This is a genomic window from Providencia sp. PROV156 (assembly GCF_028480905.1).
Lineage (GTDB): Bacteria > Pseudomonadota > Gammaproteobacteria > Enterobacterales > Enterobacteriaceae > Providencia > Providencia hangzhouensis.
The window spans coordinates 15323-32000 of the sequence record NZ_JAMPPE010000023.1 but is presented as its reverse complement, the minus strand read 5'-3'; the positions used below and the strand labels follow the sequence as shown (position 1 = coordinate 32000).

Genomic DNA, 16678 nt, shown 5'->3' with positions numbered 1-16678 from the left:
GGCTTTTCCTTCTAATTATTTTTCTGGATCAGTGAAGCCTATTATCATACTGGCAATGAACCCGACAATCCATGCACCTGCAACAGCAATTAAGAAATCCAATATTTGGCCATCACCCACTAATGGAATTAATGATAACCCTGCTGTTCCAAAAGGAATGATGATCCCGACATGGAAGAACGCCATTAATGCCCCGCCCGCAGCTCCGCCAATGCAACCTGCAATAAATGGTTTACCTAATGGTAATGACACACCAAATAAAAGTGGTTCACCGACACCAAAAATACCCACAGGTAACGCACCGACTAAGGTTTTCTTCAAGCGTTGGTTTTTGGTTTTTAAATAAACCCAGAAACACGAACCCACTTGCCCCATTCCCCCCATAGCTAAAATTGGGAACAAGTAATTCAGACCAAAAGTTTGTAAAATTTCAGCGTGAATTGGGATCAAACCTTGATGTAAACCCGTTAGTAATAAGAATAAGAAACTCCCCCCCAAGATACCGCCAGTCGCCACGGCACCACCGCCACTATTTAATAAAGCGACAGAAACACCTTGAGCCAAAATTTGGTTTAAGTAATGTCCTGCGGGTTGGAACACCACAATTGCGACCATCGCAGAGACTAAAATGGTCACAAATGGCGTCACGATAAGGTCTAAGCTTTCTTTAATAATGCTCCTAAACCACACTTCAAATTTAGAAGAGAAAACGACCACCATGAGCACTGCAAAAATACCCCCGCTACCCGGGACTAATTTCGAACCAAATAAGGTGATATCCGCTAACCCCGGCATCGAAAGTAACCCAGCCATGACCGCACCAATTGAGGTAGATGCACCAAGCTCTTTCGCGGTATTCACCCCAATCATAATTGAAAGATAAACAAAGACTGCGCTACCAATCAATTTTAATAACTTAAATAACTCAGGGAATTGGTCGACAACCCCCGGAGCAACCAAGCGGACGATATTGATTAGCCCCATAATTAGACCACAACCAATCAACGCTGGAATAGTAGGAACAAATATAGCGGCTAACGTATTCAACGTACGGCGAATGGAAAACGCTTTTTTCTCCGCCGGTGCTGCATTTTCTGATGTCGTAGAGGTGCTACCTTGCATACGTTTGTTCATCACCGAAAAAACTTTCGCTGCGGTTCCCATCCCAACAATCACTTGTTGCTGTTCACCATTAAAAATAACACCTTTTACGCCCTCAATTTGTTTCAAGGACTCAGCATCAAATTTACTGTTATCTTTTAAAACTAAACGGATACGCGTCATACAATGAGTTAATGTTGCCACGTTCTCAAAGCCGCCCGCATATTTTTCTATTTCTCTGGCGAGTACTTCCAGATGTTCTATCTTATTAGCCATATGATCCCCCTGATGTTGACTGAGCCAATAACCCTGCTCTTCAACATGCTATCCCATTACTTAACGGTAATTGCTAACATGCTATCCAAGGTGGTATTTGGATGTTGTTGAACGATATCCGTCGCTTGCTGTGCATTAATTTGTAGCTCATGCATTAAAATTGCGCGTCGTGGATGATAATCCACTTGCGCTAATAACCCTGCCGCGGTGTGTTCATCAATACCGCAGACTTCACTCACAATCCGTTCTGCGCGGCGCAGTAATTTGATATTACTGGCAACAACATCAACCATTAAATTAGTATGAATACGGCCTAGTCTCCCCATCACACAAGTACTTAGCATGCCTAAAATCATTTTTTGCGCAGTACCACTTTTCATACGAGTCGAACCCGATAACACTTCAGGGCCAACATCGGGGGCAATTGCCAATTTTGCTACGTCACTTAATAACCCTCTTCCTCGCGTGGTGATAGCCACCGTTAACGCACCGATTTCATTAGCGTATTCAATACCCGCTAAGGTAAATGGTGTACGTCCACTCGCAGCAATGCCCACCACGACATCTTTGGCACAAAGTTGGCGTTTTTTTAGCTCAGCAATCGCTGATTCTGCTGAATCCTCAATATTTTCAACCGCTTTTAGCATTGCATCTTGGCCACCCGCAATAATCGATTGCACCATTTCAGATGAAGTACCAAATGTGGGTGGACATTCTGCACTATCTAATACGGCTAACCTACCGCTAGTACCCGCGCCAATGTAAAACAAACGTCCACCTTGCTTTAAGCACTCAGCAACAGCGTCAACCACTTGAGCAATCGCAGGTAGAACAGCCTGAATGGCACCTGCAACCGTGCTATCAGCTTGGTTAATGACGTTCACCATCGATAGCGTATCCAAACGTGAAAACTGCTGCGTTTCCTGATTGAATTCATTGTGTAGACAGTTACTCAGAGTATTTTCGGCTAGAGACATTCAAATGCCCTAATGAAATTTAATTTCATTAAAAAATACATTAAATGAATTTTAATTTCAATTCAAATCACAGCAATTTCGTACCACTTAATTGCGGGTTATGATCTTACTCACAATAATAGGTTTGTATTGAAAAATACCGGTGACAAAAGCCACCGGCGATAATGCTATTTTACGAACTTACAGGTTCCGAAGGCTGATGGGATGTGAAAATCAGGTTTAACGGAATCAGGTTTGATCCAGCTAATCCATTTACGCACTTGCTTAGGTTCACCCGCGCTGAACTCTCCACGCAAAATGGCACACATTAGTGTCTGTTTGTCTGCGTCTTGCCATAAATCGAGTTTAGTGAATTCATCTAAATCAATTTTTCCCGTTAATACATAACCATTTGGCGTTATTTCACCCACGGTTTGTAATGTTTCCCAGTTCCAACTTGGGTCAATTTCACGGTAATAATTAGCTTTTGCATCGAAAGTACGCCCTTTCGGGTCCATTTCAGCCGTGTAATAAGGTTTTAATTCAGGGCTAGTCGCGAAAAAGAGTTCGACTCGGTCAGAATCTAACACCGCTTGGTCTTTATCTGGGTTATCACCTAACTGAATATCTTTATCATCTGCAATAAAACGGAAATATAGTGCGTCATCACTCCATAAAGCGCGAAAATCTGTTTTGGGAGCCACTTCCTTTTCCCATGGGTAAGTAAAATCGGTTAATACTTCTGCTTTTTCCCAGACTTCAGTACTTTTAGTCGCATCATTGAGTGATTTTAACTGATCGGTATGATTGATTTGGTACTCTTTTGCCGCCACACTTGCTGTAACAAGCACAGCGCTCGCGGCTAGTAATGTCGTTAATTTCATACTTTCCTCACCTATCGGATTAGAGAACTGTTATTCACAAAAAACCGCCAAAGAAACAATATTTCACAGAACACACAAAATATAGAATTAAAATTTCATAATATATAGCTTCATTCTATAAAAACTATCATGATGTGAAGCCGCTCACTCTTTAATGAGAATGTGATTTATCTTTTTCATCCAATGTCTGATTAATTTTAATTCAATTATTAGGCTTAATATTAGTCAACTTCGATTGGTATTCAGACATTGACATGACTTTACGTTACGCGACTTGCGTCACTAATTTAAGTCAAGTAGCCTAAAGACACAGGCCTATTGGGGCTGACAATTTCGGATTATGACTTTTTATTATCAAGGCTAGGACATGAGGAAACGTCTGTTTTTTGGTCTTATTATTATTGCAGGGATCGCATTTACGACCATAATGTTGCTTGATCGCTGGATAAGCTGGGATACCGCCCCCTATATCTATGAAGATGTAGAAAAATTGCCTGCACGCGATGTTGGGATGGTACTTGGCACATCCAAATATTATGCCTCTGGTGTTAATAACCTCTATTATACCTATCGCATTAAAGGCGCAGCAGAGGCATACCACAGTGGAAAAGTTAAATATTTGCTCCTCAGTGGTGATAATGGCGCTCATAATTACAATGAGCCAATCAACATGCGTAAAGATTTAATTAAAGAAGGGGTTCCAGCCTCTAAAATCGTGCTCGATTTCGCAGGTTTTAGGACATTAGACTCCGTAGTACGCACTAAAAAAGTGTTTGATACCGATAATTTTACGATTATTACCCAGCGTTTTCATTGTGAACGCGCGGTCTTTATCGCCAAACATAAAGGTATTGATGCACAATGTTTAGCAGTTCCGACACCTTCTGGAATGTATAGAGTGAGAGTGCGTGAAGTGTTTGCACGGCTAGGCGCTCTGGCGGATTTATATATCTTAAAACGGGAACCTAAATTTTTAGGTGAACAAGAATCCATCCCAGCCCCCATTAAGATGCCAGCAGGAATTAAAGGCTATCCGGCGGTTTCACCGGATGAAGTCAATAAATTGAAGTAGATATAGGTAGATGAATACTCATCTACCTATGAGGTTGTTGACAAAGCGGGATAAAAGCGTGGTTTTTCCCGCTTTGTGTTATCAGCCGAAAATCAATAAATTGATTTTCCTAGTTTATTTTCAATAACCTATTCGACTTGCCGCCAAACATAATATGTTTGTCAGCAGTCTGATAGGTAGATGAATACTCATCTACCTATCAGCTTTCTCGTTAATTTGCGCCAACACCATTCAAGTGGGCCTTGCCTGAAAAACATCAACCAATAATAAGAAAACAATAAATTTGCTCCCCAAATAATGGGAACCAAGGCAAGTAATTCAACCCGCGTAAATTGACCAAAATAGCCGAATTGGTAAAACAACATGGTACAAATTAGCGTTTGCAAAATATAATTACTTAGCGCCATCCGCCCCACATATTGCAAGCCAAGAGCGACTTTGCTGTTTGCCAGTATCGTCCAAAAGCCATACACCAGAGCTATGTATCCTAAAGATTGAAATGGAATAACTAGCTCATTAATAATGTAACCAATGATTGATGTTGAAAAATAACTCCAATTGAATTGGCTTTGCATGTATAGCGAAACTATTTGGACCAATATAGATGGCAAGATAAATATGTAGGCTACTTTGCGGTAGTGTTGAGCGCTAAATTGCCCTCGTAACCAACCATTTTTCATTAGCAGTGCACCAATAACCATCAATGCCGCTAATTGCCAGCCATATTGGATAACCAACATTTCAACCATTTTTAGCATCTCTGACGCTCGATAAAGCACGCCATCCATTCCCCCTGAGGTATGTATCGCATATTCAAATGCCAGTTGCTCATCAGAGGTTTGCCAAAAACCGGAGGGGTCTACACTACTACCCAACACGAGCAAGATAACTAACCCAATCAAATAGATTGATAGTGCTATTTTCAATAAAAAACCATCTTCATATTGATTAAGCAGATAGGTTACCAACAAGCCCGTCAATGCATAAGCCAAAAGAATATCACCATCCCAAAAACCAACCCCATGAATCACCCCGAACAGGGCTAGAACGAATAGACGGCACTGGTTCCAACGAAGAGAACGGGGTTGTAATAAAGCAAGGGTTGCCCCAAATAGGATTGAAAAAATAGCGAGAACTTTGCCTTGGAAAAGGACATTGAAAATCCCCCAGAGGTAAGCCTCTGAGTCGGGTGTTTTATTGGTGTAATAAGGATTTAAATACGCCGCTTGTGGTAAAGCAAAAGCAAAGATATTCATTAAAAGAATACCTAAAATCGCCATACCACGAACAGCGTCAAGTTGGCCAATGCGACTTGACGGCGTCGTTGCTGTCATAAATTATAAGTGACGCACTGCACGTAAAAATTCTTGCCGTGTATTTTGGCTTGATTTAAATAACCCGCCTAATGACGTTGTTGTTGTTGCACTTGTCGCGTCACGAATACCACGTGCTTTCACGCAATAATGCACTGCATCTATACAAACAGCTACATTTGTTGTTCCCAATAATGTTTGCAGAGCAACCAAAATTTGCTGTGTTAAGCGCTCTTGCACTTGTGGACGCTGTGAGAAAAATTGCACAATTCGATTAATTTTCGATAAACCAATGACTTTATCTTTTGGAATATAGGCAACCGTGGCCTTTCCATCAATCGTAACAAAATGGTGTTCACAGGTACTTGTTAACGTAATATCACGCACAGTGACCATTTCATCCACTTTCATTTTATTTTCAATTAAAGTGATTTTTGGAAAGTTTGCATAATCAAGCCCTGAAAAAATTTCATCAACATACATTTTTGCGATGCGACGAGGGGTATCAGCTAAACTGTCATCGGTTAAATCCAAATTCAGTAGCGTCATGATCTCTGTCATGTGCCCTTCAATCAGTTTCTTACGTTCGTCGCCTGATTTTGGCTGGATACGTAAAGGCGTTTCTAAGCCTCTAGCCTCCAGCGCGGCATGAACTAATTCGGCCTCTTTACTCAGAGATGACATGTGATCCTCCACAAATGGTATAACTATTTTTATAAAATGCAGGTGTGCGGTACTCTAAAACAGCAGGTAGAGATAATCCAGTACAACATCGTTAATCGCTGTGAAATATTTGCATTTAGCCCTGTAATTTATTCACAAGATGAATACATACATTAAAAGGTTTTACACCTTATATAAGGTGATTAGTAGCACATTTTTTATCAATGTTTTAACCTTGAATGGCGATAAACGAATAAACTTGAAATGATTAACGCAATAAATAATCTAAAAATTGGTCATTTCATGTGTAATTTTGTCTGCGTTAATGCCTCCCTATTCGTTAAATCTAACCAAAAGCTATCTGTAATCAATTTCTATTCATTCACGCACTAATGGATTTCTGCCATAATATGCATCACGAACACATTTTAAAGCCTCAAGGCAGATAACAATAATGAGGGTCATTATTTATGGATCAGTGTCATACTAACGATTTGATTTCTCTAGATGTTGCATTGGAAAAATTACTATCTCAAACGAAAACCGTCACAGATACAGAAATCATTCCACTGACCTCCTCTGCACAACGCATCATTGCGACAGACCTGATTTCCCCTATCAATGTTCCACCATTTGATAATTCTGCTATGGATGGTTATGGCTTACGTTTCGCCGATTGGGATGGTAAAACGCCAATGCCTGTAGCAGGTAAATCTTTTGCGGGTAACCCGATGGAAGGTGAACTAAAAGCAGGTTGCTGCGTACGTATTATGACAGGCGCACCAATTCCACAAGGAGTGGATACCGTTGTGATGCAAGAATCTACACAACAAACGGACCAAGGTATTGTATTCACCCAACCAATTAAACAAGGTAGTAATATCCGCAAAGCAGGGGAAGATATCACCCAAGGCAGTGCCGTATTCCCTGCGGGCACCTTACTAACGACCGCTCAGCTACCTTTAATTGCTTCACTGGGTATTGCTGATGTCACCGTATATCGCCGCCTTAAAGTTGCCGTTTTTTCAACGGGAGATGAGCTACAAGCCGTCGGCCTTCCTTTAGCAGATGGGCAAATTTATGATACTAACCGTTTTACCGTTCGCCTGATGCTGGAAAAACTTAATTGTGAAGTGCTTGATTTAGGGGTAATACCGGACTCGCCCGAAAAACTCAAGCAAACCTTTATCGAAGCTAACCAACACGCTGATTTAGTGATCAGTAGTGGCGGTGTTTCCGTAGGTGAAGCCGACTATACCAAACAAATTTTGGATGAATTAGGCACCATTGGTTTTTGGAAGTTAGCCATTAAACCAGGAAAACCCTTTGCTTTTGGTAAGCTGAGCGACGCTTGGTTTTGTGGGCTACCGGGGAACCCTGTTTCCGCCGCACTCACCTTCTATCAATTGGTTCAACCGCTGATTGCCCGCCTTTCAGGACACAGCCAATGGCGTGCTCCGCTACGCTTTAAGGTTCCAGTGACCACCGCGTTGAAGAAAAGCCCGGGCCGTTTAGATTTTCAACGAGGAATTCTAAGCACCAATGAGCAAGGGCAGTTGCAAGTCGCCACGACGGGTCACCAAGGCTCACATGTGTTTAGTTCATTTAGTTTAGCCAACTGTTTTATTGTCCTTGAAAGAGAACGTGGGCGCGTTGAAGCAGGTGAAATGGTTGAAGTCGAAATGTTTAACTATTTATTAAAAAGTGAATAATGACAGTGCAAGAGCTTAGCGATCCGGAAATGTTGCGGTACAACCGCCAAATTATCCTCCGTGGGTTTGATTTCGATGGGCAGGAAAAACTTAAAGCTGGCAAAGTACTGGTTATTGGCCTTGGCGGTTTAGGCTGTGCCGCAACTCAATACCTTGCTGCTGCTGGTGTCGGTCATCTGACATTGGTGGATTTCGATACCGTGTCATTGTCTAACTTGCAACGGCAAATTTTGCACCGTGACGTCACCATTGGTACACCGAAAGTTGATTCAGCTAAAGCGCAACTTGCTGCCATTAACCCATATATTCAAATTGACACCGTCAATGCACAACTTGATGATGCACAACTTGATGAATTAATTATGCATCATGATGTGATCTTAGACTGCACAGATAACGTTGCCATTCGTGAACAGCTCAACCGCTTGTGTTTACCACAGAAAAAACCACTGGTTTCAGGTGCTGCTATTCGCATGGAAGGGCAATTATCTGTTTTCACTTATGAAGAAAACACCCCTTGCTATCACTGTTTAAGCCGTTTATTTGGTGAAAATAACTTAACTTGTGTGGAAGCAGGGGTTATGTCCCCTTTAGTCGGTACCATTGGTACGCTAGAAGCGATGGAAACCATTAAATTATTAGCTAATTATGGGAAAGTTAATTCAGGAAAAGTATTGCTATTTGATGCAATGACCATGGATTTTCGCCAATTTAAACTTAGCAAAGACCCGCATTGTGAAGTCTGTGCTAAAGGCTAACTGCTAAATTTTCGGGCAAGTTGGCTTTTCTCATCATTCAGGCGAGGCTTTTCTCGCCTTTTTCCTATTTTTATCACATCAAAATTAAGAATAATCCGAAAAAATAATTTAATTGCCCTTTCACCTTATACTATCTCTCTTTTGTGGTGCTTGATGGTTTAAATATCACCACTGTTTATTCTTTTGATAAAGTTACTGAGAGTATGAATATGCAATTCCCTCCTTGCCCGAAATGCCAGTCTGAATACACCTATACTGATAACGATATGTATATCTGCCCTGAGTGCGCGCATGAATGGAATGATGCCGAACCTGTAGCTGATATTGATGAATTGATTGTAAAAGATGCCAATGGCAACCTGTTAGCTGATGGTGATACCATCACGGTTATTAAAGATCTCAAAGTCAAAGGCAGCTCTTCTATGCTAAAAATTGGTACCCGCGTTAAAGGTATCCGTTTGGTCGAAGGCGACCACAATATCGACTGTAAAATTGATGGTTTCGGTCAAATGAAATTGAAATCTGAGTTTGTGAAGAAAAACTAAGTTTACTTCACCCATTAAAAAGCCCTCAAAATTTGAGGGCTTTTTGTTTCTAATCTAAAAACTCTATTTAGATAACCACACCTTGGCTTGTCAGGTATTCATCATAAGTACCTTTGAAATCAATGACTTTATCTTCTTTGATTTCTAAAATACGGCTCGCTAACGAGCTAACAAACTCACGGTCATGAGAAACGAAAATTAATGTACCTTTGTATAATTCGAGGGCTAAGTTTAATGACTCGATAGATTCCATATCCAAGTGGTTAGTTGGCTCATCCATAATCAAAATATTTGGCTGTTGCATCATTAACTTACCAAATAACATACGCCCTTGTTCACCACCGGATAACACTTTAACTTTCTTTTTAATGTCATCTTGAGAAAACAGTAAACGGCCTAAAATACTGCGCACCGCTTGCTCGTCATCCCCTTCACTTTTCCACTGACTCATCCAGTCAAACACGGTTAAATCCGTTTCAAAATCTTCTGCGTGGTCTTGGGCATAGTATCCAATGCTGCTGTTTTCTGACCATTTAACCATCCCGCTCGTTGCAGGCTGTTCACCCACCAGCGTTTTTAAGAATGTAGTTTTACCGATACCATTAGCACCAATGACAGCCATTTTTTCGCCAACTTCCAGTAATAAATTGACGTTTTTGAATAATGGCCCTTGGTCATAACCGTTCGTTACAGCTTCTAATTCAAGCGCATTTCGGAACAATTTTTTCTCTTGTTCAAAACGAATAAATGGATTTTGTCGGCTAGACGCTTTCACTTCATCCAATTGAATTTTATCAATTTGACGTGCGCGTGAAGTCGCTTGTTTCGATTTAGATGCGTTAGCGCTAAAGCGGCTAACAAAAGATTGCAGTTCTGCAATTTGTGCTTTTTTCTTCGCGTTATCTGCCAGTAAACGCTCACGTGCTTGAGTTGCCGCGATCATATATTCATCATAGTTACCAGTGAATAAACGCAATTCACCGTAATCTAGATCAGCCATATGGGTACATACGGTATTTAAAAAGTGCCTATCATGGGAAATAATGATCATAGTACAGTTACGATCGTTCAGCACTTGTTCTAACCAACGAATCGTATCGATATCCAAGTTATTCGTCGGCTCATCGAGTAATAAGATATCAGGGTCAGAAAATAGGGCTTGAGCCAACAGCACTCGCAGCTTCCAGCCTGGTGCGACTTCACTCATCGGCCCATAGTGTTGTTCAACAGGAATACCCACACCCAGTAATAATTCACCTGCGCGCGCTTCCGCACTATAACCGTCCATTTCACCATAAGCGACTTCTAGGTCAGCCACACGGTAGCCGTCTTCTTCGCTCATTTCAGGTAAGGCGTAGATTCTATCGCGCTCTTGTTTGACGTCCCACAGCTCGCTATGGCCCATAATCACGGTATCAAGTACGGTAAATTCTTCAAATGCGAACTGATCTTGGCGAAGTTTACCAATACGCTCATTTGGATCAGTCGTGCTCACATTTCCAGCTGTAGGGGTTAAATCTCCCCCTAAAATCTTCATAAACGTGGATTTACCCGCGCCATTTGCGCCGATCAAACCATAACGGTTGCCTGTGCCAAATTTAACTGAAATGTTTTCAAACAGTGGCTTACTGCCAAACTGCATAGTGATATTGTTCGTTGTTAACACTGCTATGCCTTAAATTAAACGGTGTAAAATAGCCTGCGATGATTAGGGGTCTATGACCACAGCGTGCAAAACAACCCAAAATAGTGATTTGAGCAGCAAAATACACTCCATGTATGGTCATTAGAGTATGGCAGGTATAAATAGCGGCGCATTATGCCATATTACACCGCTTAGATCTTGTGCTGTTTTCAGCAAATTGATTAACACGAAAGGAAAGGCTGACTAAATGCCAAACTAAAGAGTGATCCCCATAGTACGGCTGATTTCAGTTAGCCCTTCTCGCTCATAAAATTTAATCGCTTTATGGTTTTGCGCTAACACTGACAGCTCCAAGTGGCTCAATTGTCTACCCTTCGCCCATGCTTTCATCGCATTTAGTAATTTTTGGCCTACTTTTTCACCACGGAAATTAGGCTCAACCACTAGGTCAAAGATATAACCAAAATTTCGAGGAACAACACAGTTATAAGGGTCAGCTGCTTGTTGTTGTGCAATACAAAACCCTTTAATCTCACTGTTAAATTCAGCAACTAATAAACAAAATTTATCGTCAATAATCGCATTTTCAATAAATTCCCTAGTCTGCTCCGCTGGTTGTAAACGTTCAGGGTCGAATAATGCCATTTCCGAAAACAAAATTTGGTAAAGCGATAAAATGGATTCTACATCACTTTTAATAGCTTCCCTTATCATGCATTCCTCTCTGTGATTTTAATATTAACGCTAGTCGTAGGTTTTAATTGGTGGGGCGACATAAGATTCAAAACTTTCTAATAACTCAGCGGGAGAATCATTCACAATCGCCATATGACGGTATTTTTCATGGAGGAAACCTTCATCTGCCATCTTATTTGTCATATCAATCAATGGTTGCCAATAATTATTAATATTAAATAAAGCGCATGGCTTAGCATGTAAACCAATTTGGCTCCAAGTAAATACTTCTGCATACTCTTCAAGCGTGCCATAACCGCCAGGCAAAGCGACAAAGGCATCCGCAAGCTCAATCATTTTACTTTTACGCTGATGCATCGTTTCAACTTTATACAACTCAGTTAAATTCTTATGAGAAATTTCACGTTCTTCTAGCAATGATGGGATCACCCCAATCGCTTTTCCCCCTAATGACAATACGGTATCAGCAACTGTCCCCATAATTCCCACGCTCGCTCCACCATAGACTAACGTGATATCACGTTTAACCATTTCTTTAGCAAACTCAATGGCTTTTTGCTGATAGACCTCATTTTTTCCCATACTGGAACCACAATACACTGCAATACTTTTAATTTTTCCCATTTGTTCCTCATTTTCCATTTTTATTGTGACTTTTTAGTTAAAGCACTGAATTATACGAGCCTAATACAGAAGCTCAAGCTTCACTCTTCGCCATAATAAAATGAGACTAACTCATGTTTATAGCACTGCTATTCACCTAAACCAACAAGTTGACAACCAATAGAGCACATTTACCCCCTTATTCTCTATAGCTAAACCATAAACAAATATAAAGCCGTGCTGTTTTATGAGATAATCTTTAAGAAATTATTTTTCATCACTGAATACTTATTTTCTAAATATTTATTATCAATTAAGTTACGTTTTCCGAGGTTTACTTATTTATGTCTGCCGACACTAAAAAGAGCGCATTTCCGCTATTACCTATAGGGTTATTACTGCTTGCAATGACCTCTATTCAAAGCGGAGCTTCTTTAGCTAAAACTTTATTTCCTGTTATCGGCGCTCCCGGTGTTACTGGTTTACGTTTATTGCTTGCTACTATTATTTTGTTCGTTATTTTTAAGCCTTGGCGTTTAAAATTCAGAAAAAATTCGCTAGTTCCATTGCTTGCTTATGGGTTATCCCTAGGTACGATGAATTATTTGTTTTACCTATCTCTTGAACGAATTCCATTAGGGATAGCTGTTGCTTTAGAATTTACTGGTCCTTTAGCCGTTGCGATGTTTTCTTCTCGCCGTCCGATTGATTTTTTATGGATAGCCCTTGTTATTGTTGGGTTATTATTCTTACTTCCAATCGGCGATAATATTGATTCCATTGATACACTCGGTGCTCTCTATGCTCTCGGAGCCGGTGTCTGCTGGGGGTTATATATTATATTCGGGCAACGTGCAGGAGCGGGTTACGGTGCAGCAACCGTTGCAATAGGTTCATTTATTTCTGCCATGATCTTCTTCCCTATCGGCTTAATGCAAACAGGTGTCGAGGTGATGTTCGACCCCTCAATTTTACCTATTGCACTAGCAGTCGCGATTTTATCAACCGCATTTCCTTATACATTAGAAATGATCGCGCTAACGCGTTTACCAGCCCGAACTTTTGGTACATTGATGAGCCTTGAACCTTGTATGGGCGCATTTTTAGGAATTGTTTTCCTAAATGAGCACTTAACGATGACTCAATGGTTGGCATTATTATGTATTGTCTGTGCTTCTATTGGCTCCACCTCAACAGCAGTACCAAAGTCAAAAATCGAAAAAGTGTCCTAGCCACTAAAAGCTCGAAGCAAACAAAGACAATCAAGGTTAATAAATTCGATATATAGATATTTATTAACCTTTTTTCGTGTAAAGTTTTATTCATCAATTTGAAATAATCTATTTTTATTTCTAGTTTATGCTTTAAATAAAAATTTATTATCTCTATCGCACTTATTGTCAAAAACGATTAGTACCGAAGATCCACAATTAATTAACGGTTAATAAAGTATATCGAATAGACCTATTAAATTAATCGTTTATTACATTATGACAAATTAGTTTAGTTATTTTATATTTATTGACAGATGAGGTTACTAAACAAATTCATATTTAAGAGAGGATGAATCATGAGCACAGCTAAATTATTTAAAGCATCTTCAAATGAACTTTTATATACACGTAATGATATGGAAGACAGCGTAAAATTGGAAACCATTGGAATTCTTAATGTTATGGTGGTCCATTTTACCGATCTCTCTCTAATGACTAAACAAGCCCACTGGAATATGCGTGGCCGTAATTTTATTGCTATACATGAAATGCTAGATGGCTTTAGAACCACGTTAGTTGAACATTTAGATGAATTCGCAGAGCGCGCGGTTCAATTGGGAGGTGTTGCTATTGGTACAACGCAAGAAGTTAACCGCTTCACCTCGTTAGAAGCTTACCCAATTAATATCCATAGCGTACAAGACCACTTAAAAGCGTTAGCCGACCGCTATGCTATTGTCGCAAATGATATCCGTAAAGCCATTGATGAAGTGGAAGACGAAGACACTGCGGATATGTTTACCGCAGCTTCCCGCGATATGGATAAATTCCTCTGGTTCTTAGAAGCAAATATTGAGTAATGTCGTAAATAGAGTCAATTAAAATTGACCAATGGCCACTGTAGAGTGGCCATTTTATTTGCGAGTCATTAACTATAATCAAACTGTTATTCAAATACCTAAAAATAAAATAAGTTAACTTAGTTATTTACTGTTTTTAGGTATCTCAGGTTGTTCTATAGGAAATACAGGTAATGCATTTAATAGCCTTTTACCATAATTTTTAGTTAGCAAACGTTTATCATAAATAATAATTTCACCATAGCACTCATGACTACGAATCAACCTACCTGCTTGCTGTATCAAGTTAAATGAGGCGCTAGGTAAACTTTGTACTTCAAATGGGTATCGCTTCAATGATTTCAACCAATCCCCTTCGGTGATAATCACAGGGTTTGTTACTGGTGGAAATGCAATTTTATGGATATGGACCTGAGTTAAATATTCCCCTTTTAGGTCTAACCCCTCAGCAAACGATTGTAAGCCAATTAAGGCACTAGATTGCCCTTGGTTAATTCTTTCGCAATGTGTTTCGACTAACCGGTAACGTGGTTGATCTCCTTGAACTAAAAGCTGCAAACGCAAATCCTTTACGTGCTCAAGAAAACCTTCCATCGCTCTTTGGCTACTAAATAAAACCAGTACTCCACGGTGAGTATTTTTAGTGAATTGTTCACGGAAAAATACTGCCATTTCCGCTAAATGTTCAGCTTCAGTGTTTATCGTTGGCTCATATTCCATTTTAGGAATAATAATTTTTCCTTGCTCAACATGGTTAAAAGGAGAAGACAATGTCACGAAGCGGTCATCACTTTTTTCGGATAACCCAGTAAGTTCCATAAAACGTGAATAACTGTTCAATGACCTCAGTGTTGCCGAGGTAATCACAATATGAGGAACATTTCGCCATAACAAATGTTGTAATTGTTCGCTGACTCGGATCCCTGCACAATGCATAAAGAAGCGAGATTGGTTTTTCTCATAACGCCGACTTAACCATTTTGATACAGGGGCACCTGAACTTTGTTCTAATGCCGCCAACCGCCAAAGCTTCGACATATTTTCAAAGTACCCCATAGCCCTACTAGTCACAATAATGGAGCGATGTAAGCGGACAATATCTTGCTTCGCAGTTTGTTCCGTCAAATCATTTAAGATGGCTTCCGCCAGCCCCTGTAATGCATCAGTTTGCTTAAACAAGGCCTGACAGCTCAGTTGCATAGCTTCAGGCAATACACCAAGCGGAAATAAATATTCAGTTTCTTTTGATGTTTCTGGTAATAATGCATTCGCTAATAATGAGAAATCACGAAATGTTTCACGTAATTTTTCTGCATGTTGCTGTAACCGTTCGGGGTTAGCTAACTTTGGTGGCTTCGCCGGACGAAATTGCCCCATGTACTGCCCAACATGCTGAATAAAGCTATCAAGCTGTGCCGTTAGTTGAACTAACGTAATTTCGCCTTCAACTTCAAGGGCATCCCTTGCAACATCCGGAACATGATGGCCTTCATCAAGCACTAATAATAAATTTTTCGGGTCAGGTAATACCGATTCACTTTCCATTGCAGCCATAACTAACGCATGATTAGCAACCACCACATCGGCATCTTCGATTTCCCGCCTAGCAATAAAAAATGGGCAACGCTGATAAAATTGACAATTACGACCTAAACAATTCATTTTATCTGTGCTGACTTTGCGCCATAAGCTATCACTAAATGCACGTTTGTGGTGATCCCTTAGCCCATCCCATGCAAAACTCTGAAAGTCATGCCGCAGTTGCTGACAAATAGCCCGCTCTTCACTATTCGCAATTTCTGTTTTATCTTCCACCAATAACATTAAATCAATTTGTTCGCCTTCCGCGGCACAAATAGCTTCTAAATTACGAGGGCAAACATAACGAGCACGCCCAAACGCCCCTGTATATTTTAAATCAGGAATAATTTTGCTTAATAAGGGTAAATCTTTACTATAAATTTGATCTTGTAATGCCACATTCGCTGTACTAACCACTAAGGTTTTACCTTCTTCCCTACCAACCGCTATCCCCGGTATTAAATAAGATAGCGTTTTACCCACCCCAGTAGGTGCTTCTATGACCAAATGGCGGCCGTCATCATCTGCTAAATTTTTTGCAACTTGCGCGATCATCTGCCGCTGCGGGGCTCGGGAAACAAACCCGTCAATTTGTACGGACAACCCTTTATACCACTGAGTTATTTGTTCTTTAGTTTTATTCGACAGGGACATAAATTATGCAGGTGACCAAAGTTAAAATGAAAGATAACGAAACTGACAACAATACGGAATATGTAAAAAACGCTTTTGCCAACCGCTTCGCAAAACTACTGTATTAATACCCATTATACATAAAAATTGGGAAGCTTTTTGCAAA

The 16678-nt window shown here is 40.3% G+C and carries 15 protein-coding genes; 6 read left to right on the top strand and 9 right to left on the bottom strand.

Annotation, left to right across the window (positions count from 1 at the left end; genetic code table 11):
* Window positions 1-15: 15 nt before the first annotated feature.
* The 3 genes from PSF31_RS15990 to PSF31_RS15980 form a co-directional block, all read right to left on the bottom strand.
* Complete coding sequence (locus PSF31_RS15990; protein ID WP_004256550.1) at window positions 16-1377, bottom strand: PTS transporter subunit EIIC; 1362 nt, start codon at window positions 1375-1377, stop codon at window positions 16-18.
* A 56-nt stretch (window positions 1378-1433) separates the two neighbouring features.
* Window positions 1434-2354 carry an N-acetylmuramic acid 6-phosphate etherase gene (murQ, locus tag PSF31_RS15985; protein WP_096864127.1) on the bottom strand — a complete coding sequence of 307 codons (921 nt, stop codon included), beginning with the start codon at window positions 2352-2354 and terminating at the stop codon, window positions 1434-1436.
* 167 nt (window positions 2355-2521) lie between these two features.
* Window positions 2522-3217: a carbohydrate-binding family 9-like protein gene (locus PSF31_RS15980; RefSeq protein WP_096864126.1), complete on the bottom strand. Its 696-nt coding sequence runs from the start codon at window positions 3215-3217 to the stop codon at window positions 2522-2524.
* 367 nt (window positions 3218-3584) lie between these two features.
* On the opposite strand from PSF31_RS15980, the gene sanA reads away from it, so the two are divergent.
* Window positions 3585-4289: an outer membrane permeability protein SanA gene (gene sanA, locus PSF31_RS15975; protein ID WP_094962438.1), complete on the top strand. Its 705-nt coding sequence runs from the start codon at window positions 3585-3587 to the stop codon at window positions 4287-4289.
* A 188-nt stretch (window positions 4290-4477) separates the two neighbouring features.
* Here the strand turns inward: sanA and yeiB are convergent, their stop codons facing one another.
* Window positions 4478-5623, bottom strand: coding sequence for a DUF418 domain-containing protein YeiB (yeiB, locus tag PSF31_RS15970; protein ID WP_096864125.1), 1146 nt, complete (start codon window positions 5621-5623; stop codon window positions 4478-4480).
* 3 nt (window positions 5624-5626) lie between these two features.
* Window positions 5627-6286: a GTP cyclohydrolase I FolE gene (folE, locus tag PSF31_RS15965; protein ID WP_004256561.1), complete on the bottom strand. Its 660-nt coding sequence runs from the start codon at window positions 6284-6286 to the stop codon at window positions 5627-5629.
* A 449-nt stretch (window positions 6287-6735) separates the two neighbouring features.
* Between folE and moeA the strand changes: the two genes are divergently transcribed.
* From moeA to PSF31_RS15950, 3 genes are all read left to right on the top strand, one after another.
* On the top strand, window positions 6736-7977 hold the full coding sequence (gene moeA, locus PSF31_RS15960; protein WP_004256562.1) for a molybdopterin molybdotransferase MoeA: 1242 nt from the start codon (window positions 6736-6738) through the stop codon (window positions 7975-7977).
* The gene (moeB, locus tag PSF31_RS15955) at window positions 7977-8735 is read left to right on the top strand and encodes a molybdopterin-synthase adenylyltransferase MoeB (protein ID WP_036957929.1); all 759 of its coding nucleotides are present in this window, start codon (window positions 7977-7979) and stop codon (window positions 8733-8735) included. The genes moeA and moeB overlap by 1 nt, the downstream gene beginning before the upstream one ends.
* A gap of 209 nt (window positions 8736-8944) precedes the next feature.
* Window positions 8945-9280 (top strand): zinc ribbon domain-containing protein YjdM, encoded by a 336-nt coding sequence (locus PSF31_RS15950; RefSeq protein WP_004909208.1) that lies wholly within the window; start codon window positions 8945-8947, stop codon window positions 9278-9280.
* Window positions 9281-9347: 67 nt separating this feature from the next.
* Here PSF31_RS15950 and PSF31_RS15945 read toward each other — a convergent pair whose 3' ends face one another.
* From PSF31_RS15945 to PSF31_RS15935, 3 genes are all read right to left on the bottom strand, one after another.
* Window positions 9348-10946 carry an ABC-F family ATPase gene (locus PSF31_RS15945; protein WP_036957930.1) on the bottom strand — a complete coding sequence of 533 codons (1599 nt, stop codon included), beginning with the start codon at window positions 10944-10946 and terminating at the stop codon, window positions 9348-9350.
* Between the two features lie 234 nt (window positions 10947-11180).
* Window positions 11181-11639, bottom strand: a complete 459-nt coding sequence (locus tag PSF31_RS15940) for a GNAT family N-acetyltransferase (RefSeq protein WP_004256569.1) — start codon at window positions 11637-11639, stop codon at window positions 11181-11183.
* A gap of 30 nt (window positions 11640-11669) precedes the next feature.
* The gene (locus PSF31_RS15935; protein WP_096864124.1) at window positions 11670-12245 is read right to left on the bottom strand and encodes a TIGR00730 family Rossman fold protein; all 576 of its coding nucleotides are present in this window, start codon (window positions 12243-12245) and stop codon (window positions 11670-11672) included.
* A gap of 323 nt (window positions 12246-12568) precedes the next feature.
* Between PSF31_RS15935 and rhtA the strand changes: the two genes are divergently transcribed.
* Both rhtA and dps read left to right on the top strand, forming a co-directional pair.
* Entirely contained in the window at window positions 12569-13456 is an 888-nt protein-coding gene (gene rhtA / locus PSF31_RS15930) for a threonine/homoserine exporter RhtA (RefSeq protein ID WP_004256572.1), read from the top strand.
* A 338-nt stretch (window positions 13457-13794) separates the two neighbouring features.
* Window positions 13795-14298 carry a DNA starvation/stationary phase protection protein Dps gene (gene dps, locus PSF31_RS15925; RefSeq protein ID WP_004256573.1) on the top strand — a complete coding sequence of 168 codons (504 nt, stop codon included), beginning with the start codon at window positions 13795-13797 and terminating at the stop codon, window positions 14296-14298.
* Window positions 14299-14421: 123 nt separating this feature from the next.
* Here the strand turns inward: dps and dinG are convergent, their stop codons facing one another.
* Window positions 14422-16533 carry an ATP-dependent DNA helicase DinG gene (dinG, locus tag PSF31_RS15920; RefSeq protein WP_094962432.1) on the bottom strand — a complete coding sequence of 704 codons (2112 nt, stop codon included), beginning with the start codon at window positions 16531-16533 and terminating at the stop codon, window positions 14422-14424.
* Window positions 16534-16678 lie beyond the last annotated feature (145 nt).